Source organism: Sphaerisporangium sp. B11E5 (assembly GCF_039871875.1).
GTDB lineage: Bacteria > Actinomycetota > Actinomycetes > Streptosporangiales > Streptosporangiaceae > Sphaerisporangium.
The window spans coordinates 57,546-81,259 of sequence record NZ_JBDPMD010000032.1; the positions used below are offsets into that span (position 1 = coordinate 57,546).

The 23,714-nt window shown below is 72.6% G+C and carries 17 protein-coding genes; 9 read left to right on the forward strand and 8 right to left on the reverse strand.

All coding sequences use genetic code 11. The annotated features are described in order from the left end of the window. Positions 1–93 precede the first annotated feature (93 nt). The gene (locus ABGB17_RS25670; protein ID WP_347633881.1) at positions 94–552 is read right to left on the reverse strand and encodes an RDD family protein; all 459 of its coding nucleotides are present in this window, start codon (positions 550–552) and stop codon (positions 94–96) included. Between the two features lie 144 nt (positions 553–696). On the opposite strand from ABGB17_RS25670, the gene glnA (ABGB17_RS25675) reads away from it, so the two are divergent. From glnA (ABGB17_RS25675) to ABGB17_RS25685, 3 genes are all read left to right on the forward strand, one after another. Next, positions 697–2,121 (forward strand): type I glutamate--ammonia ligase, encoded by a 1,425-nt coding sequence (gene glnA / locus ABGB17_RS25675; protein WP_347633883.1) that lies wholly within the window; start codon positions 697–699, stop codon positions 2,119–2,121. 327 nt (positions 2,122–2,448) lie between these two features. Beyond that, positions 2,449–2,892 (forward strand): ester cyclase, encoded by a 444-nt coding sequence (locus ABGB17_RS25680; protein WP_347633885.1) that lies wholly within the window; start codon positions 2,449–2,451, stop codon positions 2,890–2,892. Between the two features lie 285 nt (positions 2,893–3,177). Then, positions 3,178–3,360 (forward strand): hypothetical protein, encoded by a 183-nt coding sequence (locus ABGB17_RS25685; protein WP_347633887.1) that lies wholly within the window; start codon positions 3,178–3,180, stop codon positions 3,358–3,360. 6 nt (positions 3,361–3,366) lie between these two features. On the opposite strand, the gene ABGB17_RS25690 is transcribed toward ABGB17_RS25685, so the two are convergent. The 5 genes from ABGB17_RS25690 to ABGB17_RS25710 form a co-directional block, all read right to left on the reverse strand. Beyond that, on the reverse strand, positions 3,367–4,383 hold the full coding sequence (locus tag ABGB17_RS25690; protein ID WP_347633889.1) for a polysaccharide deacetylase family protein: 1,017 nt from the start codon (positions 4,381–4,383) through the stop codon (positions 3,367–3,369). Positions 4,384–4,592: 209 nt separating this feature from the next. Further along, positions 4,593–5,621 (reverse strand): hypothetical protein, encoded by a 1,029-nt coding sequence (locus ABGB17_RS25695; RefSeq protein WP_347633891.1) that lies wholly within the window; start codon positions 5,619–5,621, stop codon positions 4,593–4,595. A 95-nt stretch (positions 5,622–5,716) separates the two neighbouring features. Then, on the reverse strand, positions 5,717–6,214 hold the full coding sequence (locus ABGB17_RS25700; RefSeq protein ID WP_347633893.1) for an NUDIX domain-containing protein: 498 nt from the start codon (positions 6,212–6,214) through the stop codon (positions 5,717–5,719). A gap of 285 nt (positions 6,215–6,499) precedes the next feature. Continuing rightward, positions 6,500–9,469 carry a bifunctional [glutamine synthetase] adenylyltransferase/[glutamine synthetase]-adenylyl-L-tyrosine phosphorylase gene (locus tag ABGB17_RS25705; RefSeq protein ID WP_347633963.1) on the reverse strand — a complete coding sequence of 990 codons (2,970 nt, stop codon included), beginning with the start codon at positions 9,467–9,469 and terminating at the stop codon, positions 6,500–6,502. 53 nt (positions 9,470–9,522) lie between these two features. Further along, positions 9,523–10,299: a type 1 glutamine amidotransferase gene (locus ABGB17_RS25710; protein WP_347633895.1), complete on the reverse strand. Its 777-nt coding sequence runs from the start codon at positions 10,297–10,299 to the stop codon at positions 9,523–9,525. 461 nt (positions 10,300–10,760) lie between these two features. On the opposite strand from ABGB17_RS25710, the gene grpE reads away from it, so the two are divergent. From grpE to ABGB17_RS25740, 6 genes are all read left to right on the forward strand, one after another. Beyond that, positions 10,761–11,489, forward strand: coding sequence for a nucleotide exchange factor GrpE (grpE, locus tag ABGB17_RS25715; RefSeq protein WP_347633897.1), 729 nt, complete (start codon positions 10,761–10,763; stop codon positions 11,487–11,489). A gap of 3 nt (positions 11,490–11,492) precedes the next feature. Then, positions 11,493–13,076 carry an Hsp70 family protein gene (locus tag ABGB17_RS25720; RefSeq protein ID WP_347633899.1) on the forward strand — a complete coding sequence of 528 codons (1,584 nt, stop codon included), beginning with the start codon at positions 11,493–11,495 and terminating at the stop codon, positions 13,074–13,076. Positions 13,077–13,085: 9 nt separating this feature from the next. Further along, the gene (locus ABGB17_RS25725) at positions 13,086–15,734 is read left to right on the forward strand and encodes a hypothetical protein (RefSeq protein WP_347633901.1); all 2,649 of its coding nucleotides are present in this window, start codon (positions 13,086–13,088) and stop codon (positions 15,732–15,734) included. 11 nt (positions 15,735–15,745) lie between these two features. Then, positions 15,746–16,915: a hypothetical protein gene (locus ABGB17_RS25730; protein ID WP_347633903.1), complete on the forward strand. Its 1,170-nt coding sequence runs from the start codon at positions 15,746–15,748 to the stop codon at positions 16,913–16,915. 4 nt (positions 16,916–16,919) lie between these two features. Then, positions 16,920–19,229 carry a hypothetical protein gene (locus tag ABGB17_RS25735; RefSeq protein WP_347633905.1) on the forward strand — a complete coding sequence of 770 codons (2,310 nt, stop codon included), beginning with the start codon at positions 16,920–16,922 and terminating at the stop codon, positions 19,227–19,229. Positions 19,230–19,315: 86 nt separating this feature from the next. Further along, positions 19,316–21,040: a hypothetical protein gene (locus ABGB17_RS25740; RefSeq protein ID WP_347633907.1), complete on the forward strand. Its 1,725-nt coding sequence runs from the start codon at positions 19,316–19,318 to the stop codon at positions 21,038–21,040. A gap of 38 nt (positions 21,041–21,078) precedes the next feature. Here ABGB17_RS25740 and ABGB17_RS25745 read toward each other — a convergent pair whose 3' ends face one another. Together ABGB17_RS25745 and glnA (ABGB17_RS25750) are read right to left on the reverse strand one after the other, a co-directional pair. After that, complete coding sequence (locus ABGB17_RS25745) at positions 21,079–21,729, reverse strand: hypothetical protein (RefSeq protein ID WP_347633909.1); 651 nt, start codon at positions 21,727–21,729, stop codon at positions 21,079–21,081. A gap of 386 nt (positions 21,730–22,115) precedes the next feature. Beyond that, on the reverse strand, positions 22,116–23,477 hold the full coding sequence (gene glnA, locus ABGB17_RS25750; RefSeq protein WP_347633911.1) for a type I glutamate--ammonia ligase: 1,362 nt from the start codon (positions 23,475–23,477) through the stop codon (positions 22,116–22,118). Positions 23,478–23,714 lie beyond the last annotated feature (237 nt).

The following is a 23,714-nucleotide window of genomic DNA, read 5'->3' on the forward strand; positions in this document are numbered from 1 at the left end:
TGACGGCGCCGATGTCGCCGTACCACGTCCCACCGTCGCGGCGCCGATCAACCCCACGAGGAACGGCGCGGAGACGGCGCGGCGCGGAGACGGTCACGTGCGTACCACGACCGTGCGGGCGGCGCGGTCGTGGAGGCCCCGGTTGTCCCGGTCCCAGATCAGGGCGGGGAGGGCCAGGCAGAGGAGGAGGGTGCGGAGCACGAGGGACGGGAACGGGGTGCGGTGGCCGTCCACGGTGGTGATCTTGATGCGGAACAGGAGCATGCCCAGGGTCATGCCGGTGGTGCCGGCCAGGATCAGGTACTCCAGGGCGAAGATCACCAAGCCGACCCAGGCGGAGCGCGCGGGGTCGGCGCCGAAGATGCCGCGGCCGATGGCCCAGGTGCAGACGAGCCAGTCGACGACGACGGCGCCGACGCGGCGGCCGAAGCCGGAGACCGAGCCGGGGCCCTCGGCGGGGAGACCGAGTCGTTCACCTGGGCGACCCAGATCGGCGCCCGCGGCGCGGACGCCGCCGAGCCAGGTCTGGGTCCATCTCGGCTGCCTGTTCATGCAGGTAAGATACCGTTCAGGCGCATCGGTCCGCCCTGTAACCCTCCCCCCGTCTGGTTAACGTGTGCGAAACAAACGAGACATGGGACCGAAACGGCACAGGCCTACGTTCGAGTCTGCAAGTTCGTGCCCCTGGGAGGTTGGATGTTCAGCTCCGCCGACGACGTCCTGAAGTTCATCAGGGACGAAGGGGTGCAGTTCGTCGACGTCAGGTTTACCGACCTGCCGGGCACGACGCACCACTTCACCTTTCCCACGGAGAACTTCGGCGCCAGCGTATTCACCGACGGTCTGATGTTCGACGGCTCGTCGATCCGTGGTTTCCAGGCCATTCACGAGTCGGACATGCTGCTGCTGCCCGACCCGTCGACGGCCGTGCTGGATCCGTTCCGCGACCATAAGACCCTCATCATCAACTTCTTCGTCCACGACCCGCTGACGGGCGAGGCGTACAGCCGCGACCCGCGCAACGTCGCCCGCAAGGCCGAGGACTACCTCAAGGGCACGGGCATCGCGGACACCGTGTACTTCGGCCCCGAGGCCGAGTTCTACATCTTCGACGATGTGCGCTTCGCCAGCAGCCAGAGCGAGAGCTTCTACCACATCGACTCGATCGAAGGCGCCTGGAACACGGGCAAGGCCCAGGAGGGCGGCAACCTCGGGTACAAGCCGCGCTACAAGGGCGGCTACTTCCCGGTCCCCCCGATGGACCACTTCACCGACCTGCGCTCGGAGATGGTCCGCAAGCTGATCGAGGCCGGCATCGAGACCGAGATGCAGCACCACGAGGTGGGCACCGCGGGCCAGGCCGAGATCGACTTCCGCTTCGGCACGCTGCTGAAGACCGCGGACAACCTGATGCTGTACAAGTACATCATCAAGAACACCGCGGTGAAGGCCGGCCGCACGGTCACCTTCATGCCGAAGCCGATCTTCGGTGACAACGGCTCGGGCATGCACTGCCACCAGTCCCTGTGGAAGGACGGCGAGCCGCTGTTCTACGACGAGGTCGGCTACGCGGGCCTGTCGGACACGGCGCGGTACTACATCGGCGGCCTGCTCAAGCACGCCCCGGCCATCCTCGCCTTCACCAACCCGACGGTGAACTCCTACCACCGCCTGGTCCCCGGCTACGAGGCCCCGGTGAACCTGGTCTACTCCCAGCGCAACCGCTCCGCCTGCATCCGCATCCCGATCACCGGATCCAACCCCAAGGCCAAGCGCATCGAGTTCCGGGTGCCCGACCCGTCGTGCAACCCGTACTTCGCGTTCTCCGCCCAGCTCATGGCCGGCCTCGACGGCATCCGCAACAAGATCGAGCCGCCGCAGCCGGTCGACAAGGACCTCTACGAGCTCCCGCCCGAGGAAGCCGGCCAGGTCCCGCAGGTCCCCGGCTCCCTGCCGGAGGTCCTCGCCGCCCTGGAGGCCGACCACGAGTTCCTCCTCGAAGGCGGCGTCTTCACGCCTGACCTCATCGAGACCTGGGTCAGCTACAAGCGCGAGAACGAGATCGACCCGATCCGCCTGCGCCCGCACCCGCACGAGTTCGAGCTCTACTACGACGTGTGACCGATCACGGAAAGCCCGGGACGAGGTTGTGAACCTCGCCCCGGGCTTTCGCGTGAACGGCCTCTTCGCCACCGTTCCCAGAAGCCCCCCGCGCCGGGCCGGAACGATCTGCCAGCGGGCTCTCGCTCCCGCAGTGTGCGTGTCATGGACATGGTGCGGCAGGTGATCGTGTTCGACGCGGGGCATCCGTTCTGTCTGCACGATTTGCCCTGGCCGGGAGATTACCGGACATCCCTGGCGTATCCGCGACGACCTCGTGGTTCGTAGCCGACCTACCCGTGGGTAGTTTGGAAAGGATCGATTTCCGACCACGGAGGGGTCACAGCCATGGTCGACAAGTGGGAGGTCAAGCGCCGGCTGGCCGACGCGATCAACGACCACGACGTACGCCGGATGCTCGATTGCTTCTCCGAAGACGCGGTCTTCGTCTCTCCCGTAGGACTGGCAGAGGGACGCGAGGAGATCGTGTGGATCTTTGAGCAATTCTTCAGGGGCTTTCCTGACCTTCACCTGACGGTGTGGTACGAGGCCACGAGCACCGACAACCCCCTGGTGGTCGAATGGACGGGGACCGGCACGCACACCGGACCGTTCCTGATGCCCGACGGGCGGGAACTGGAGGCGACGGGCCGCCGCATCACTCTGCGGGGCACCTGCGCCTCGTTCATCGAGGACGAAAAGATCGTCACGCACCGGGAGTACTTCGATCAACTGGAGCTGTACTCACAGCTCGGCCTGCACCTGGCGATGGACGAGCCGGCCTCCGCGTAGCCCTCCACAGCGGACGGCCCGCATCGATTCCGATGCCGGGCCGTTTCCGGTGCCGTCAGTTCGTCGCGGCGGTCGTGCAGGGCTTCTGGAGATAGAAGCGATAGTCCGAGCCGTCGTGGATCATGGCGGCACGGCCGGCGTCGCTGTCCGCGGCGAAGCCGGTGAGCTTGCGGACGTGAGTACCTCAGGGTCGCGCGGAGGGGCGGCAGGGCCGTCGCCTACGATGTGGAAGGCCCTCCGGTTCAGGGACGGGTCACGACCGGAGAGCGGAGAGGTGGTGGCGAGGTGTTCGGGCGCAAGCCTCTTGAGGAGCGGCTGGCTGAGCGGAGGGCGCAGTTGCCGCCGCTGGAGGAAGGGAAGCACTTCGAGCACGGGCCGGCGAAGTTCGTGTTCATCTTCCTGATCGTGTTCGTGGTGCTCGGGCACTTCGTCGGGTTGTTCGTGCTGATGGCGCTCGGGCAGCACTGAGGGCGGTCAGTACGGGAGCGTGTACTTGGTGAAGTGCGGGGCCACGTACGGGTTCTTGAACTTGGGGAACGCCACGGTGCGGACGTCGCCGTCGGAGGTGAAGCGGTCCTCGGGGTGGGCTTTCAGCCAGTCGAGCCATGCGGTGGAGCAGAAGCGGGCGCAGTCGCCGACCTTGTCCATGGCGCGGATCCTCGGGATGCCCAGGGGGTCGAAGTCCTTGCTGAACGGGGACGCGGCGGGGGTGTAGCCGGCGAGGAAGACGCCGGAGTAGTCGTAGCGGACGCCGGAGGCCTGGCCTTGGCGGGCCCACTGCTTGGTGGTGGGCTGGTTGCCGTACGGGAGGGCGATGGTGGCGGGGGCGTCCTTGATGAGGTCGGTGATCAGTTTGTGGCCGGCGACGATCTGGCCCTCCACCTGGTCCTTGGCGCGGCCGCGCAGGTTGAGGTGGTCGCGGGTGTGGTTGCCGACGTCGAAGCCGTTGTCCTTGAGCCAGCCGAGGACCTGGGCCTGGGCGTCGTGGCCGAAGGTGCCGAACATGTCCTTGATGACGTAGAACGTACCGACGGGGCGGAAGCCGGGGTTCTTGCGGGCGACGTCCATCAGGATGCCGACGGCGGTGTCCGGCTTGGGCGCGCCTGAGCCGTCCAGGGTGAGCTGGGACGGTGAGGAGTCGTCGAAGGTGAGCACCACGGGGTGCTTGCCCGCGGGGATGGCGATGCGGCCGGTGGTGTACTCCCTGGCGGTGATCGGGACGTACCCCTCCTTGGCGAGCCGCTCCAGCTCGGCGCGGAACTGCGCCGGGCTGCGGTCGTCGCTGCCGGGGGCCGGTTTCGCGACGATGCGGTGGTACATCAGCACCGGGATCTGGCCGAGCTCGTTGGCCTTGACCTTGGCGGCCGTGGCGACGGCCGCCTTGCGTGCCTCCTGGGCCGGCACGGCCTTGGCGGGCCCGGCACCCGCGGCCGGTCGTGTGGCGACCTCGCCGCCCCCGCATCCGGCCAGTGCGATCACGCCGAGTGACAACGCCCCGATATGACGACCCCCGAAGCGGCCCATGGTCCCCCCAACACGACCGAGGAATGCGATACGTCACTCCTACCCGGCCGACCTGGGGGTTCCACCCGGAACGTGTCCTATGCAGACCAAGCACTCCCCCGGGTTTCGCATTCGCCGCCATTCCCACGAGATCCGTCGAGTGGGGATATGTCACCGAATACGGTCACACAGGGTGCTCAGCTGGTCGTGGTCTCCGTCGACCGGAACTTGATCCCGGTGAGGCGGCGCAGGATGTCCCACCAGAACGGGGCGCCGAACAGCAGGGCGAAGAACGTGACGAGGAACCCGGGCCAGTGGCCGGGCGAGACGATGCGGTTCAGCCACTCGCCGCCGTTCCAGATCCACCGCGGGTTGCCGTTGTCCGGGATGACCACCGACACCGGCGCGTTCCCCACGATCTTCACGAACGCCGGGCTGGCCAGGATCTCGGTCACGCAGGCGTACGGGTCGGACGGATGCTCCGGGCACTTGTCGCGCAGCCCCCGCACCGCCGCCGCTCCCCCGTCCGCGGTGGCCGCCACCTGGGCCCGCACCGCGTTGTCGCTGAGGATGGCCTTGCCGTACTCCAGGGAGTCCATGCTGAAGAACAGCGTCAGCGCCAGCCCGAGCGCCGCGATCACCCAGCGCACGTACTTGCGGTACAGCACGGTGAGGCGCTGCATCTCGCCGTCGAACCACTCCTCGACGCCCTCGCGGAACGCCTCGGCGTCCTCCTTGGCGGACTCCCAGACGCCCTTCAGCGGCCCGTACAGCGGGCTGCCGTCCTGCCGGAGTTTGTCCAGCATGGCCGGCACACCGCCCTCGGCGGCGATCATCTCCATCATCGCGACCGCGAAGCGGCCCGGCGGCACGAACGAGATGCTGGTACGCCCGGCGGTGTTGTGGTCGATCTCACGCAGCCGCTCGTACAGCCGCCCCGACCAGGTGGTGGCGGTGCTGCGCATCGGCGGGGGCATCGGGTCGAACTTCGGCCGGGCGTCCTTGCGGCCGAACGGCAGGCGGGCGAACACCTCCCTGACGGTGCTCGGGATCCAGGACCGCTTGCCCTCGGCGCCGTCGAGCATGTCCCGCAGGTAGGCCCACAGGAACTTGCTGCGGATGCCGAGGATCCGCACCAGCCCTTCGTTGATCCCGCTGAGGAGCAGCGAGAACAGCAGGAACGCGATGACCAGGCCGGTGGCGAGGTCGACGTAGACCGAGTTCACAAGCGATCACCCGTGACGGTAGGGGCATCAGGAGAGGGACCCTGCCACAGGGGACGAGGGTCACACAACAGACGTCGCCGGGCCCCGTTCGGTTGTCAGGTGACCGGCTCGGGGGCCGGGAGTGCCGCGTCGCGCCAGGCGAAGCCCTCGGGGACGACCACCGACGTCCAGGGCGGCATGGGCAGCGCGGCGGCCTCGTGCGGGTGGATCCAGCGCACCTCGGCGATCTCCACGCCGTCCGGCTCGGCGGGGCCGTCGTCCACGGTGCAGCCGTACACCGTGATGACGTACGCCACCTCGTCGCCGTTGAGGTAGGTGGTGCGGAACGACGGGCCGCCGTACGCGCCGATCAGCCCGCGCAGCCGCACGCCGAGGCCGAGCTCCTCACGCAGCTCGCGGACCAGCGCGTCGCCGGGCGCCTCGTCGGGCTCGACGATGCCGCCCGGCGGGCACCACAGGTCGCCCATCTCGGTGTGGCGCGCGACGAGCATGCGGCCCTCGTCGTCGAACACGCACGCGGTGACCGAGGGCAGCATGAGCAGGTCGCTGCCGACCCGGGCACGCAGACGGGCAAGGTACTCCGACAACGGCACGGCCGCTCCCCCGGGACGCCGGACAGGACGCATCAACGGTAACCGCCCCGGCTCCTTCCGGGGAGCCCGGCGGCCGGACCCGGATCCGGCCGCCGGGGGCCCACCCCACAGGCCGCCCTCCGGCGGCCCGCCACGGCACCCGGCCACCCGCCCCTCCGGCGGAGCGGGGTCCAGGGCGGGACCCGTGGTCACGTGCTCCTCTGGAGGAGCCGGGGTCGAACAGCGGGGACGTCGTGGTCATCCGCTGCTCCAGGAGCCGGGGTCCCACGGGACGTCCCTCTGGGGTCACCCGCCGTAGAAGACCCTTTCGACCACCACCCGCGCGCGGCGGGTGGTGCGCAGGTAGTCGTCCACGAAGTCCTCGGAGCCGTCCGGCGGGTAGCCGAGGGCCCGGGCGATGAGCATGCGTTCACGCAGGTCGCCGGGGATGCTGTCCCCGGCGCGGCCGCGCACCAGCATGATGGCGTCGCGGATCTGGGCGGCGAACCGCCAGGCGTCCGCCACCACCTCCTCGTCGGTGGAGGCCAGCAGCCCCGCCCCCACGGCGGCGCGCAGGGCCTCCAGCGTGCGGGTGGTGCGCAGCTCGGGGATCTCGCAGGCGTGCCGGAGCTGGAGGAGCTGCGCCATCCACTCGACGTCCGACAGGCCGCCCCGGCCGAGCTTGGTGTGCATCAGCGGGTCGGCGCCCCGGGGCAGCCGCTCGGCCTCCATGCGGGCCTTCAGCCGCCGGATCTCGCGCACCGCGGTGTCGGAGATGCCGTCCGGCGGGTACCGCAGCGGCTCGATCATCTCCATGAACTCCTCGCCGAGCCGCTCGTCGCCCGCGGAGAACCGGGCCCGCAGCAGCGCCTGCGACTCCCACGGCGAGGACCACCGCCGGTAGTAGGCGGCGTACGACGACAGGGTGCGCACCAGCGGGCCCTGGCGTCCCTCGGGCCGCAGGTCGGGGTCAACGAGCAGCGGCGGATCGACGGCGGGCATGGCCAGCAGCCGCCGCATCTCGTTGGCGACGGCGTGCGCGGCGCCGGCCGCCTCCTTCTCGTCGGCGCCCTCGTGCGGCGAGTGCACGAACATCACGTCGGCGTCGCTGCCGTACGACGACTCGTACCCGCCGAGCCGCCCCATCGCGATCACCGCGAACCGCGTGGGCATCACGCCGCGCCGCTCCAGGGCGACCTTGTGGATCGCGGAGTCCAGCGCGGCCTGCAGGGTGACGTCGTTGAGCTCCGACAGCGCCTGCCCGATCTCCTCGATGTCGATCCGCCCGACCAGCCCGGCGACCGCCGTGCGGAACAGCTCACGGCGGCGCAGGGTGCGCACCGCGGCGACCGCGGTCTCGGCGTCCGCCTCGTGCCGCTGCACGGCCGCCGCGGCCTCGGCGGCGAGGGCCTGCTTGGGACGTGCCTGGAGCTCGCCGTCCGAGCCGAGCATGGCGACGGCGTCGGGGGCGTGCAGCAGCAGGCCGGTGACGTAGCGGCTGGTGCCGAGCAGCCGCGCCATGCGGTCGGCGACGGCGGTCTCGTCGCGCAGCAGCCGCAGGTACCACGGGGTGGCGCCCAGCTTGTCGCTGACCTGGCGGAACCCGAGCAGCCCGGCGTCGGGGTCGGGCGTGTCGGCGAACCAGCCCAGCATGACCGGCAGCAGGGTGCGCTGGATCGCGGCTCGGCGCGACACGCCGCTGGTGAGGGCGGCGATGTGGCGCAGCGCCCCGTCGGGGTCGGCGAACCCGAGTGCCGACAGGCGGGCGGAGGCGGCGGCCGTGGACAGGCGGGCCTCCTCTCCGGGCAGCCGGGCGACGGCCTGCAGCAGCGGCCGGTAGAACAGCTTCTCGTGCAACCTCCTGGCCTCCATCGCGTGCCTGCGCCAGCGGGTGGTGAACTCCCCCACCGGGTCGGCGAGCATGCCGAGCCCGCGGCCGATGCGGCGCAGATCGGTGACGTCCTCGGGTACGACGGCGGTACGGCGCAGCCGGTGGAGCTGCAGCATGTGCTCCACGCGGCGCAGGAACGTGTACGCCTCGGCGAGCGTCTTGGCGTCCTCCCTGGCCACGTACCCGCCGCGTGACAGGGCCGCCAGGGCCGGCAGCGTGGCCCGGCGGCGCAGCAGGCCGTCGGCGCGGCCGTGCACGAGCTGGAGGAGCTGGACGGCGAACTCGATGTCGCGCAGGCCGCCGGGGCCGAGCTTGATCTGCCGGTCCACCTCGCCGACCCGGACGTGCGCCTCCACGCGGCGGCGCATCGCCTGGACGTCCTCGACGAAGTTCTCGCGGGTGGAGGCCTGCCACACCATGTCGTCCAGGGCGCTGACGTACTCGCTGCCGAGCTCCAGGTCGCCCGCGACCGGCCGGGCCTTCAGCAGCGCCTGGAACTCCCAGGTCTTGGCCCAGCGGCGGTAGTAGGTGAGGTGGCTGGCGAGGGTGCGCACCAGCGGGCCGGCCTTGCCCTCGGGGCGCAGCCCGGCGTCCACCTCCCACAGCGAGCCCTCGGGCGTGCTGACGGAGCAGGCCCGCATCATGCCCTGGGCGAGCTTGGTGGCGATCTGGAGGGCCTTGGTCTCGTCCACGCCGTCCCGCGGCTCGGCGACGAAGATCACGTCGACGTCGCTGATGTAGTTGAGCTCGCGGGCACCGCACTTGCCCATGCCGATCACGGCGAGGCGCACGTCGGCGCTCTCGGGCAGCTCGGCCCTGGCGACGGCCAGCGCGGCCTCCAAGGTGGCGGAGGCGAGGTCGGACAACTCGGAGGTGACCTCGCCGAGCATCGCGAGGCCGGTGATGTCGCGCGCGGCGAGCTGGAGCATCCGGCCGCGGTAGGCGACCCGCAGCGCGCACAGGACGTCGGTGCCGGCGTCCGAGGCGTACGGGACGAGGTCCGCGGGGTCGGCGCCCACGGCCTCCAGCAGCTCGGCGCGCAGGTCGCGGTGCGGGGACCGCTGCCTGGCTCTCTCCCCCTCCAGCAGCCGCCAGTGCTCGGGATGCCGGACGACGTGGTCCCCGAGGGCCGCCGACAGGCCGAACACCGAAAGGAGGCGCAGCCGCAGACCGGGGTCGGCGCGCATGGCGCCGAGCACGCTCTGGTCGCGCTCGGCGAGACGGCTGAGGGAGGTGAGCGCGAGGTCGGGGTCGGCGGCGCCCAGGAGATCGGCGAGCAGGTCGAGGTCACCGACGGCTTCGGGCCCGAGACCGTCCAGGAGACGCTCGGTGTGCGCGCCGTCGGCGAACCCCAGCCGGGCGAGACGCCCGGCCGTCGTCTGCATACGGGACTCGGCGTTCACAAGCTCAACGTAGTCGTTGCCTCACGCACTCGTCGTTAGTGGTTTCGCGCCGTAATCGCGCGGTCACAGGGAATGGACAGGGGTGCGGGCGGCCCTGACCGGGGTTCGGCACGGGTCACCACGGCCGCGAAGGCCTCGGCGAACGGCCGCCACGTGGCGTGCAGGGCGTCCCGCGCGGCGCGCACCTCGGCGTCGAGGGCGGCGGGGTCGTACCCGGCGGCGGTGAGCGGGGACGGGTCGGCCAGCCAGGAGGTGAAGATCTCCGGGGTGGCCTCGGGGTGGAACTGCACGGCCCAGGCGCGGTCGCCGAGGCGGTACCCCTGGGCGGGGTACGGGTCGCCGGTGGCCATGGGGACGGCGCCCGGCGGGAGCACGGTCATGGCGTCGGAGTGGTACTGCACGGCACGCGCGACCGGCGGCAGCACCCCGAACAGCGGATCGTCCGCCGCGGCGGGCAGCGTGGCGACCGTCCGCAGCCCCACCTCCAGCCCCGGCTCCCCCCGTTCCACGACGCCCCCGCAGGCCAGCGTCATGAGCTGGGCCCCGAGGCAGATCCCGAGTGCCGGCACCGACGCCTCCACCGCCGTCCGCAGCAGCTCGCGCGTCGCCGGCTGCCAGGGGAACCCCGCGTCGTCCCACGCGGACGCGGCCCCGCCGAGCACGATCAGCCCGTCCCCCGGCTCCGCCGGCACGTCCTCCCCGAGGTACGGCCGCACCACGTCACAGTCCACCCCCGCACCGGCCAGCCATCCCTCGAAGTACCCGAGACCCGCGTCGGCCTCGTGCTCCACGACCACGACACGATGATGCATAGGTAGATGATGCGGTATGTCCGATATATGAGCCCACCCGGGAGCCGGGGCACGCCGCCCCGCGGGGGTGGCCCGCGGGGGTGGCCCGCCGCGAAGTGGTCGGCCGCAGAGTGGCCGGCCGCAGAGTGGCCGGCCGCAGAGTGGCCCGCCGGGGATGTGGCCCGCCAGGGCGGTGGCCCGAAATGCCGTGGGGAATTGCGCGCCGCTTCCCTCGGAAGGCACACCTTTCCCCTTTATGAGGATTTGTTACCACTGGTACGGATGTGGGGGCGGTACCGGGCGGGACGGGGTGTCACCTCGGATATCTTTCCTTCAGCACGGTCCATCAATGTGTTCGAAAGGGCAGCCCGGCGAATCCGACATAACACGCGATAAACGACAACGTCATCTCTTCCGGGCGGCCGCCTCGATGGCTAGAGTTGCAGGCGACAGGAATTCGGGTTTTCCGAACGAGGAGATAGATGCCCCCTTCCGGCGAAGAGCCGCAGGACCCCCCGTCCGGCGGCGCACCCCCCTCCCGCCGTGATGACGACGCCGCAGCGACCGGCGGCGTCGGGCCGCACGACACGGCCAAGGAGCTGACCCGCCGGATCGAGGAGCTCAGCCGCCAGGTCACGGCGCTCACCGAGACCACGCGGCGCGAGCACGAGCGGGCGGCCCACCGGGAGCAGGTCATCGACCGGCTGCACGGCGAGAACCAGCAGTTGCGGCACGGGCTGCTGCAGGAGGCGCTGGCGCCCGTGCGGGCGGGGCTGTTCCGCCTGCACGACACGGTGTCGCGCGAGGCCGCCCGCTGGCAGGGGGAGAACCCGCCGTCCGCAGAGCTGGCGGGGCCGCTGCTCGCCGCGACCGCCGACGAGGTGGCCGAGGTGCTCGGGCGTGCCGGGGCCGAGCGGGCCGGGGTGCGGCCGGGCGACCCCTACGACGCGGCGCTGCACCGCCCGGTGCGGACCGTCGTGGTGGAGGCGGACGCGGACGGCACGGTGGTCGAGGTGCTGTCGGAGGCGTTCACCGCGGGCGAGCGCGTGCTGCGCAAGGCCGCGGTCGTCGTCGGGCGCGCCACGGAGGAAACGGGCGGCGAACCGGGGGAAGCGGAAAGCGAGAACACGCCCGGCGAAACGCAAAACGACGATAATGACGATACCCCGTGCGCCGGGCCGGACGGCGACGCGGAGAAAGGGAGCGAGTAGGCGATGGCTGTTTACGGTATCGACCTGGGGACGACCTACTCGTGCATCGCCTACGTCGACGACGTCGGGCGGCCGACGGTGCTGCGCAATCTGGAGGGCACCGACACCACGCCCTCGGTGGTGTTCTTCGAGTCCCCCGACAACGTCGTGGTGGGGGCCACCGCCAAGGACAGCGCCGTGCTGGAGCCCGACCTCGTGGTGAGCCGCATCAAGCGCGACATGGGGCACGACGTCCCGCGCGTGCGGCACGGCCGGCCGTACACCCCGGAGGAGATCTCGGCGTTCATCCTGCGCAAGCTGGCCGACGACGCGCGCACCGACACCGGCGAGCCCGTCGAGGACGTCGTCATCACCGTGCCCGCGTACTTCGGCGCCGCCGAGCGGGACGCCACCCGCAAGGCCGGGCAGATCGCCGGGCTCAACGTGATCGACATCATCTCCGAGCCGATCGCCGCCGCCATCACCTACGGCCTGCTCAACCCCGACCGCGACCACACGATCCTCGTGTACGACCTCGGCGGCGGCACGTTCGACACCACCGTGATCACGCTGCGCGGCGGCGACATCGAGGTCATCTGCACCGACGGCGACCACGAGCTCGGCGGCGCCGACTGGGACGACCGCCTGGTGGAGCACCTCGCCGAGCGGTTCGAGCAGGAGCACCCCGACGCCGGCAGCCCACTGCTGGACAAGCAGTCCGAGCAGCAGCTCCGCCGTGACGCCGAGGACCTGAAGAAGACGCTGTCCGTCCGCACCCAGCACGTCGTGCGCGTGGTGCACGAGGGCCGGGTCGCCACCGTCGAGGTCACCCGTGAGGGCCTCGCCGAGCTCACCCGCGACCTGCTGGACCGCACCGTCGAGATCACCCGCCGCACGCTCGACACCGCGGCCGCCAAGGGCGTCACCTCCTACGACCACCTGGTGCTGGTCGGCGGGTCCACCAAGATGCCCGCGGTCGCCGAGACCCTGCACAAGGAGCTCCAACTGGAGCCGCGCCTGCAGGACCCCGACCTGGCGGTCGCCAAGGGTGCCGCGCTGTACGCCTTCGAGGAGACCTACCGGCGGCTGCTGCGCGCCGGGGAGCAGGACCGCGCCGAGGACATGGCCGCCCGGGCGGGCCTGTCGCAGGACCAGCAGGAGCGCATCGCGGCGCGCACCATCAAGACCGTCGCCTCGCGGGGCTTCGGCATCGTGGTCACCGACCGGGAGACCCGGCGGCGCAGCGTCGAGCACCTGGTGCACGCCAACGACGCGCTGCCCGCCGCCGTCACCCGCGACTTCTACACCGTGGACTCCGGGCAGACCGGGGTGGACGTCGAGGTGATGGAGCAGGCGGGCAGCGTGGAGTCCGGCGAGCTGGAGGACAACGGGCTGATCGCCGAGGGGGTGCTGCGCATCCCGCCGGGCAAGCCCGCGGGGTGGCCGATCGAGGTGACGTTCGCGCTCGACCCGGCCGGGTTGCTCCAGGTGACCTCACGGGAGCGCGAGACCGGCGAGGAGCTGGAGCTGCGTGTGCAGATCGGCGGCATGTCCGAGGAGGACGTCGCCGAGTCGCGGGCCGCGCTCTCCAAGGTCCAGGTCAGCTAGCACCACCTCATGGCCTTCGACGAGGAGCGGTACGTCCGGGAGGTGCTCGAGCCCGCGCGCGAGGCGGGCGGCGTCCCGCCGGCGGACCTCGCGGCGCGCTACCAGCTCGCCGAGTCGATGACCGCGCGCGACGTCGTGGAGTCGGCGAAGCAGACCCGCCAGTGCTGGCGGCGGGCCCGCGGCATGCTGAAGTACCGGCGGCTGATCGACCGCATGGAGGCCGACCACGCGCGCTTCGCGCCGCTGTTCGCCGCCGCCGCCGAGGGCGACCTCGCGCCGCTGCGGGCCGCGCTGCGCGACTCGCACGCGCGGGCGGGGCGGCGCCTGGACGACGCGGCGCGCCGCCTGGACGACGCCGCGGGTCCGCTGCGCGTGTTGTCGCCGGCGCTGCTGTCCACCATCGCGCGGTCCTGCGGCGTCGGGCAGGAGGAAGCGCTGCGGCTGGCGGCGGCGCGGTCCATCGAGGTCCGCGAGCCGGACCCGCTGCCGCGGGCGGCCCCGTACGCGGGGTACGGCAAGGCGCGGGAGGCGCTGGACGCCCTCGGGCTGCCGCACCTCGGCCGGTTCGTGTTCGGCGACGACTGCGCGGGCATGGAGGTGCTCGACGAGGTGACGGTGCCCGGCGCGCCGCCGCTCGCCGAGGCGGTCGCCGCCACCGAGGCGCGGTGGGCGGCCCGGCCCCGCGGGCCGTGGACGGTCAGCGCCGACACCGTGCTCGCGGCGCTGCGCGGCACCCCCGACCCGGCCACGCTGGTGCGGTACGACGTCGTGGCGCGGCTGCGCGAGCGGGTCCGCGAGCACCCCTACGACGACACCCTGCTGCGGCACGCGACCGGCGAGCTGGACCTCGCGCCCGGCGACGCGCGGCGGCTGATCTTCGCGGTGCGCGGCGAGGGCGGCGGCGTGCCGTCGGGCCCGGCGGCGCGGCTGCGTGAGCTGGTGGACGCCGGCGAGATCCACGCCGCGGTCGACCTCGCCGACGCCCTCGGGCCGCAGGAGCTCACCGGGGAGGCCGCCGAGCTGGTCACCGAGGTGCGGGCGCGCCTGGCCGGCGCGGTGCGGCTGCGGGACCGGGCGATGGCCGCCATCGACCCCGACGACGCGTGGATCGCGCTGCGCGACGCGCTGCAGCGGGTGCCCGACCTGCCCGGGGCCGCCGACATGCTGGCCCGGCTCGCGCCCTACCCCGCGCGGGCGGTGCGCGCCGAGGCGCAGGGCGACGGCGTGGGGCTCACCTGGCAGCCGTCGCCGTCCCGCGCGGGGCGCGTGGTGTACGACGTGTTCCGCAACGGCGCGCAACTGAGCAGCACCGAGCGCACCGCCGCACGGGACGACCACCCGCCGGTGAACGTGCCGATCAGCTACTCGGTGGTCGCCCGCCGCGAGGACGCCTCCGCGCCGGCCTCCATCGCCGCGCCCGTCGTGGTGCGGCCCGAGCCCGGGGACGTGCGGCTGACCGCGGGCGACGGGGTGGTGTGGGGCCGCTGGACCCGGCCCGCCGAGGCGTCGCGGGTGGTGGTCAGCAGGGACGGGCTGCCGGTGCAGGTCATCGACACCGGGTTCCGCGACGCCGGGGTGGTGAACGGCACGGCGTACACCTACGTGATCGCCGCCGCCTACCCCGGGCCGGAGGGCGAGGTGTTCACGCCCGGCGTGCGGCACACCGTCACCCCGCGCGGGCTGCCCAAGCCCATCGCCGGGTTCACGCTGCATCCCGACCCGTCGGCGCCCGGCACGCTGCTGGCGTGGTACGACGAGCCGCCGTCCGGCGTGGTGGAGTTCGTGGCGCTGGACACCGCGCCGCCGTGGCCGGCCGGGGCCACGGTGCCGCTGGCCGACCTGCGGGCCGCGAGCCGCGCCGTGCCGTCCATCCCGACCCGCGAGGGGCAGGCGATCCGGCCGGGGGCGCAGTGCGTGCTGCTCGCCGTCACCATCGCCGGGGACCTCGCCACCGTCGGGGGGCACCTGGAGCACGTCAACCTGGCCACCCCGACCGGGTTGTCCGCGCAGCGCAGGGGGGCCACCGTGTACGTCGGGTTCGACTGGCCGCCGGACGTGCCGGAGGTCGAGGTGCGGTGGGCGGGGCGGGACATGCTGGTGAGCTCGGCGGCTTACCGCGCTCAAGGCGGTGTGCGGCTGGAGGCGCCGGAGTCCGAGCCGCTCGTCATCGAGGTGGCGCCGACGGCCCTGGTGCGCGGCGAACGGCTGTGCGGGCCGCCCGCGTGGGTGCGGCTCGCCGGTCGCGTGCCCGTGCGGTACGACCTGAGCCGCGAGGGGCCCGCGTGGCGGCGCACGGTGGTGGTGGAGGTCACCGCGGACCGGCCGGTGCGGCTGCGGCGGCTGGCGCTGGTGCTGAAGGCCGGGCACGTGCAGCCGAAGTCCGCCGACGACGGGGTGCTGCTCGACCACTGGACCGACGTCGAGGTGCCGGCCCGGCTGAGCGTGCCGGCACCGCGGCAGGAGAAGCCGTACTGGCTGCGGTGTTTCGCCGAGGGCGCCCTGCCTCCGGGGCCGCGTGGCCTTCCGTCCGGTGACGAGGACTACGGCATGGAGGATTTCACAGGCACCATGGAGGAAGACTTCGCGGGTGAGGGCTCGGCGGAGGGTGGCGAGGTCGCGTTGATCGACCCGCCCGTCCGGCGGATGAAGGTGGGGTGAGGGAGGCCCCCATGATCACGTGCCCGTACTGCTTCGCGAAAGTGGAACGCAACCGCGTCGCGTTCCGTTGCCTCGGCAGGTCGGGGCTCGGCGCGGGGTGTGAACCCCAGTTGGACGAGACCCTGGCCGCCTACCTCGGCTCGCAGAGCGCCGCCTCGCTGCCGCCGGTGTTCTCGGTGCGGCGGCCGGGACGGCGCGCGGACTGCCCCGAGTGCGGCCGCTCCAGCGGGTGGCGGGTGTGCCCCGCGTGCCACAACCGGCTGCCCGCCGAGTACTGCGCCAACCCGGGGCGCATCGTCGCGCTGGTCGGCGCGAAGGGCTCCGGCAAGAGCACCTACATCGCCGTGCTGCTGCACGAGCTGACCAACCGGGTGGGCGCCGAGCTGGACGCCTCCCTGGTGGCGTGCGACGACCGCACCATCGCGCGGTACAAACGCGACTTCGCCCGCCCCCTGTACGGCGAGCGGCGCCTGCTCAGCACCACCCGCCCCGCCGCCACCGACCCGCGCGACCCGCTGGTCTACCTGCTCACCCGCACCGTGCCCGGCCGCCTGCGCGACCGCACGATGTCCCTGACCCTGGTGTTCTTCGACACCGCCGGTGAGGACCTGCGCAGCCGCGAGTCCACCGAGACCCACCTGCGCTACCTGAACGCCGCCGACGCCGTGATCTTCCTGCTGGACCCTCTGGAGCTGCCCGGCGCCAAGGCGTCCCTGAGCGGCCCCGCGCAGAGCCGCGGCGGTGTCAACGCCGGCGACCCCGACAGCGACCCCATCAACGTCATCAGCCGCGTCACCGAGCTCCTGCGCGACCGCTCCGGCTCCGGCCGCCTGACCGTGCCCGTGGCCGTGGCCCTCAGCAAGATCGACGCCCTGCGCGAGAGCATGGACGCGCAGTCCGCCCTGCACCGCGCCCGAGTCCCGAGCGGTACCCTCGACCTGGACGACCGCGAGGCCGTCCACGAACAGGTCCGCGCGCTCCTGGACGACTGGCAGGCCGGCATGGTCGACCGGTACCTCCGCCAGCACTTCACCGACTTCGCCCTCTTCGGCCTCTCGGCCCTGGGCGCCGTCCCCGACTCCGGCACCGTCGGCCCCGGCGGCATCCGCCCCTACCGGGTGGAGGATCCCCTGCTGTGGCTCCTCCACCGCTTCGGCATGCTCAAAGGCACCCGGAGGTGACGCGATGGCCTGGCAGTTGCACTACACGTCGGCGGAGTCCGGGCCCTCCGGGCAGGCCGGGTTCCAGTTCGTCGCGGAGTCGGCGGGGGTGCCCGCGGGGGTGATGGGGGCGGTGGCGGGCCATCTCGCGTACCGGCCGCCGCCGGAGGCGCCGCTCGCGCCGGACGAGCGGGAGATCGCGGGGTTGCCGGTCGCGCTGGCGTACGGTTCCGCCGGGGGGATGCGGGTGCTCACCCGGTGCGTGTACCTCGGGCAGGACTACTCGGGGCGGTACGGCAACTTCCTCGGGCACGCGCTGGTGGCGGCGGCGGATGAGCTGACGGGGCTGCGGCCGGTGGAGTTCTGGCAGGCGGCGCTGTGGGCCGACGTGCCCGCCCCGCCGGGGTCGGTGCTGCCCGAGCTCTGGGACCTGACGCCGGGGGACCGGCTGGACCCCGACTCGCTGGGTGAGTGGCTGGCGTCGGCCGGGGAGCACGGGTACGCGCGGCTGGCGGTGCTGCTGCAGATCGTGGGAAGCGCGCTGAGCCGGGGGCACGGGCGGCTGGTGCTGGTGGCGGCGGACGCGGGGCGGGCCGAGGAGATCGTGCGGTGGATCGGGGTGATCTCCTACTCGCTGCCCTGGACGGTCGCGGCGCACCTCACGTTCCTCACCTACAGCGCCGATCCCGCCACCGCGCCGTACGTCATCGTGGGCACCACCCCGGACGTCTGGATCCCCTCCGACACCGACGCCACCGTCGTCCACCTCGCCTCGCCCCATCACCCCGCCGGCCCGGCCCCGGGGCGGTTCGCCCACACGGTGACCGACTGCTGGCGGCGCATGGACATGGCGGGCCTCGACGCCATCGGCGAGTTGACCACCCCGGCGGACGGGTTCAGCCCGGACACCGCCGCCGCGCTGCTCGCCTTCTGCCGGGGCGACGCCACGGTGACCGCCGCCGAGCAGGCCGACATCGCGCGCACCCTCCTCCACGGCCTGCCGGACTGGGCGTGGCGGGAACTGGCCGCCACCTGCGGCGGCATGGGGTACGAGCTGGCCCGCGCCGCCAGGACCACGGCCCCCGCCGACGTGGCTGAGGAGTTCGCGGCCCGCTGCGCCGTCCTGGCCCTGAACGACCCGGCGCTCCCCCTGCCCGACCCGCCGCACGCCGAGACCCGCCGCAGGCTGGCTCCCGAGGCCGCCCGCGCCCTGGCGTCCGCCGCCGACGTGCCGGCGCTGGCGGGCGTGCTCCGCGCCGTGGACGCCATCGGCGTGCCGGTGCCCCCCGGCGACGTGGAACGCGCCGCCCAGCGGGCCGCGCACGCCGGCGGCGACCTCGCGGGGCTCCTGGACCGCACCCCGCCCGCACTGCGGGAAGCCGTCGTCGCCGGGCTGCTCACCGGGCTGGAGGCCGTCTCGCCCCGGACGCGCCGCCGCCTGCTCACCGACCAGGTGTGCGACCACCTGGAGCACCGCGACCTGGCCGCCGCCCCCCGTACCGGCGCGGCCGTGCTGCGCCGGCTCGCCCTGCGTGCCAGCGTCACCCGTGTCGACGCCACCACCCGCCTGCTGCGCCTCGCCACCGCCCCCGTGCACAGCGGGGACACGCTGAACGTCACCGGCGTCCCGGACGTACCAGAAGACGTCCGGGAGGTGGTGGAGAAGGTGCTGGAAGAGGTCTGGGAGGGCACACCGGAGCTCGCCGAGTGCGCGGCCCTGCTGCACCGCCTCGGCGCCGGGGTCAGCTCCTCCCCCTGCCTGTCCGACCTGCCCGCCCGCGCGTACCTCGCGCACGGCATGGCCGACCCCGAGGTGGTGAGCCTCGCGCGTGCCGTCCGCGCCCACGTCCCCGGCTATCCGGCGGCCGACGCCGAGACGGTCCTGCTCGCCGGGGCCGTGCGGGACGCCGCCGACCCGCCCGCCGCCGCCGTCCTGCTCACCCGCCTGGACGGCCTCGGCGCCGAGGCCCACCAGGACCTGGTCCAGGAGGCCGTCGCCGTCGCCGCCCGCTCCCTGGCCGGTCGCAGCCCCCGTTTCCGCGCCGACGTCGTGATCGCCCTGCCCCCGGCGCTGCGCCCGCCGCTGGCCCGTGTCTGGCTCGACGGCAAGCTCCCCCGCGACGAGCAGGCGGACCTCGCCGAGACGGCCGTCCGCCTCCACCACGCCGGCGTGACCGTGCCGTCCCTGGACTCCTGGGCCCGTTCCCGCCTGACGAGCTGGTCCCTGGCGAACGCCGTGGAGTCGCGCCTGCGCCGCGAGGACGCCCTGGCCCCGTCCCTGCGGGAGATGTCCCGTGGCCGGCGCGGCCCACCCTGGAAACGAGACACCCCCTGATGCCCCCGCCTCTCCCCTCCTGCCCTTCTCCGCGCCGCCCGCCGCCGTGCGCGCAGCCCGCCGTGCCCAGGACGGGGGCACGCTGAATGCCTCTCGTCGTCGTGGTCATGGCGGTCGTCTGGGCCGCCTGCATGTTCTTCGGGTTCCTGTTCGGCTTCCCCATCGTGGGGGTCGTCACGGTCGTGGTGACCACCCTGGCCGGGGTCGGCTACTACTTCGCGCGGGCGGGCCGCATGCTGGGACCCGGGCGGGACGCGGGCGAGTCGGAGGTGGCGCCCGCGCGTACCGGGGCGGGACGCGACCCGGTGTACCGGCACTACCTTTTCCTCCAGATGCCGCTGGACGCGTGGCGGGTGCCGAGGACCGTCGCCCCCGAGGCCGCGCACGCCGGGTGGCGGGCCATGGTGCGGGTGACGCGGTGGCTGGCGGGCGGCGTCCAGGGGTTCTTCCTGCTGCCGCTGTGGCTGGGGGTCGTCGCCGGGGTGGTGGTGGCCGCGGTGCCGCTGGCGGCGGCGGCCCTGGCGGTGGTCGCGGCGCACGTGCTCGTGTTCGCGGTGGGGGCGCTGCTGTGGCTCACCGGGGTGGCGCTGCTGCGGGGCGTGGAGTCGGTCGTCATGCTGGTGCGGCGGATCCTGCAGACCTGCCCGCACCCGCGGTGCTACGCCCGGATCGCGCTGCCCGAGTACGCCTGCCCCACCTGCGACGAACGGCACCGCACCCTGCGCCCCAACCTGGACGGCGCGCTGCGGCACGTCTGCCGGTGCGGCACCCGGCTGCCCACCGCCATCGTGCTCGGCCGGTTCCGGCTGCGCGCGTACTGCCCCCAGTGCCACCGGGCCCTGCCGCACCGCATCGGGCGCGCCCGCGTCGAGCCGGTGCCGTTCATCGGCGGGCCCGACGCCGGCAAGACCACCTTCATGGTCCTCGCCATCAACGCCCTGCACGCCGCGGTGAAGGCCGCGGGCGGGCGGGCCGGTTTCGTGGTGGAGGGCGACCAGCAGGAGTTCGCCCGGCTCGGCGAGGAACTGCGCCACGGCCGGGTGTCCAAGACCACCACCGCCGCCCCGTCCGCCACCATGGTCGACATCTCCCTCCCCCGCGCCGCCGACCGCATCCTCTACCTGTTCGACCCCTCAGGAGAGGGCTTCACCGGCGCCACCAAGGTCGAGGCGATGAGCTACCTCGCGCACGGCGAGGCGATGCTCATCGTGGTGGACCCCTTCGCGCTGCCCCTCGTCCAGCACGGACTGACCGACGACGAACGCCGCACCCTGGAGAAGGCCGGCGTCGTGCTGTCCCCCGAGGACCCCTTCGACACCTTCCAGCGAGTCCGCAACGAACTGGCGGCCCGCACCGACGGCGGCCGCCAGAAACGCGTCGCCGTGGTGGTGAGCAAAGCCGACCTCCTCCGCAAGACCGCGATAGGCCAGGACGCCGACAACCTCCCCGCCTGGTTCGACGGCGTCGGCCTCGGCACCATGGTCCGCGACCTGGCCCGCACCACCGCCGAGGTCCGCTACCTGTCCTCCGGCTTCCCCCCCGACTTCCCCGCCGTGGCCTCCACCCTCGCCTGGCTCACCGGCCTCCCCCTGAACTCGACCCCCCTCACCACCGTGGGCACCGAAGAGCTCACCCTCACCGACCTACGTCCCCCCTGGACCCCCGCCACCCGCCCCACCACCCTCGTCCCGTTGGGCCACCTGATCTTCCGCTGGTCCCTCCTCACCACCTCAGCCGCCCTCACCGCCGCCTCCCTGACCCTCGTCACCTCCTGGTCCCTCGCCCTGATCCGCCCCTGGCTCCCGATCTGATCCCGCACCGGGGCGGCCCGCGAGGTGGAGAGACCAGGTCAGCGCGGCAGGATCCAGGTGGCCTTGGCCACCGCGACCAGCGTGCCGTCCATCTCGTAGACGGCACTGGCCCCGAAACGCTTGCGCCCGTCCCGCCCGGCGGGCCGCCCCACCACCGAGTACGTCCCGTTGGGATACACCTGCCGGTACACGCGCGCCGTCATGCGGCCGAGCAACCCGGGCCCCTCGGGCCCGGTGTGCGCCCACCCGCTGGGGCAGTCCAACGCCGCCCACACCAGCGCCTCAGGCACCGCCCCGTCGTCAGCAGTGATCACGGGGACCCGCCACCCCGCGGCGACCAGATCCGTCCCCTCGACCGGCCCGGGAAAGATCCGCAACCCGTCCCCGGGGGCCCGCAGCCCGCAGACGAAGCACCCCGGCACCGGATGCTCCCCCCGCAACCCCACGAACCCTTCCTCGGCCCGCGCCGCCTCGTTGAACGGCACGAACGGCGGCGGCGTCAGCTCCTCCACCACCGGAATGGCCTCCGCCAGCAACACCCCGTCATGCGTCAGCGAGATCGAGTTGGCCACATGCCCCACCGTCAGCTCGGTGTCCAGCGGCACCGGCCGCCGCAACGTCACCTCCAGCGCGTCCCCGCAGTCCACCCCACCGGCCAGCTCCCCGGCGATCCACCCACCGTTCGCCATCCCCTCCGGCCCCCGGAACCGCCCAGGCACGCTCAACACACTCCGCACCCCAGCAGACGTCATCACCGTCGAAGCACCCCCATCGCTGCTCCAAAGCCAGACATTGCACCCAAAGCCTGAGACGGCGTCAGATATTAGCCCGCCATCGCCGTCCCCAGGAAACCAGCCCGCCATGACCGCCCCATCACCCCGGCGTAACATCGGAGTGACACCCCGGAGCCACCCTGGTGACCGTCACACGCGGTCTACGCCGGGAACCCGCTCCGCGGCATGAAGGCCGGCAAGAGCACCCGCACCGGTACAAGCCCACGACGGCGCCGGGCACCGTCCCTGCGACGCAGGAGGAGGACGGCCCGCACAGGCCGTCCTCCTCCCGTGTCAACCCGTCACAGCACCGGCAGGTACCGGGCCAGCTCGAACTCGGTGACCTGGCGGCGGTACTCGTGCCACTCGTGGCGCTTGTTCCTGAGGAAGTAGTCGAAGACGTGCTCGCCCAGGGTCTCGGCGACCAGCTCGCTGCGTTCCATGGTGGTGATGGCCTCGTCGAGGCTCTGGGGCAGCGGCTCGATGCCGAGGGCGCGGCGTTCTGCGCTGGTGAGGGCCCAGACGTCGTCCTCGGCGCCGGGGGGCATCTCGTAGCCCTCCTCGATGCCCTTCAGGCCGGCGGCGAGGATCACCGCGTAGGCGAGGTAGGGGTTGCAGGCGGAGTCCAGGGAGCGGAACTCCACCCGGGTCGAGTTGCCCTTGTGGGGCTTGTACATGGGGACGCGGACCAGCGCGGACCGGTTGTTGTGGCCCCAGCTGATGTACGCGGGGGCCTCGCCGCCCTGGCCCGCGGTGGCCTCGGCGCCGGCCCACAGGCGCTTGTAGGAGTTGACCCACTGGTTGCAGACGGCGGTGATCTCGGCGGCGTGCTTGAGCAGGCCCCCGATGAACGACCGGCCAATCTTGGAGAGCTGGTAGTCGGCGCCGGGCTCGTAGAAGGCGTTGCGGTCACCCTCGAACAGCGACATGTGGGTGTGCATGCCCGAGCCGGGGTGCTCAGCGAACGGCTTCGGCATGAAGGACGCCCAGATGCCGTGCTCCAGCGCGACCTCCTTCATGACCAGCCGGAACGTCATGATGTTGTCCGCGGTGGTGAGCGCGTCGGCGTACCGCAGGTCGATCTCCTGCTGGCCGGGGGCGCCCTCGTGGTGGCTGAACTCCACCGAGATGCCCATCGACTCCAGCATCATGATCGCGTTGCGCCGGAAGTCGTGCCCGGAGCTGTGCGGGGTGTGGTCGAAGTAGCCGCCGGAGTCGTTCGGCACCGGCCTGGCGCCCGCCTCGGGCCGCTCCTTGAGCAGGAAGAACTCCACCTCGGGGTGGGTGTAGAAGGTGAAGCCCATGTCGGCGCACTTGGCGAGCGTACGCTTCAGCACCCACCGCGGATCCGCGTGCGACGGCGACCCGTCCGGCATGAGGATGTCGCAGAACATGCGCGCCGCACCGGGCGTCTCGCTGCGCCACGGGAGGATCTGGAACGTCGACGGATCGGGCTTGGCGAGCATGTCGGACTCGTGTACCCGGGCGAAGCCCTCGATGGCCGACCCGTCGAAGCCGATGCCCTCCGCGAAGGCCCCCTCCAGCTCCGCCGGGGCGATCGCCACTGACTTCAGGAAACCGAGCACGTCGGTGAACCACAGCCGGATGAACCGGATGTCCCTCTCTTCGAGCGTGCGGAGCACGAACTCCTGCTGGCGGTCCAAGGCATCCCCTTCTGCCTCATGTGTTCGGACACCATCGTCGCCGCGCGCAGCCTGGTCCTGAGTCGGCGCTAGACATGTCTGGTCATCACCCAGTCTGCCCGCTTGGTGTTTCGCACACGTTACGCGGGTTCGCTGTTAGAGGCATCCGGGCGGCACCGAACCCGACCGAATTTCGGATATGGGGCCTCGTGACCGGCCGTAAGGCGAACCTCGCCAGATGGATTACGGACACCACCC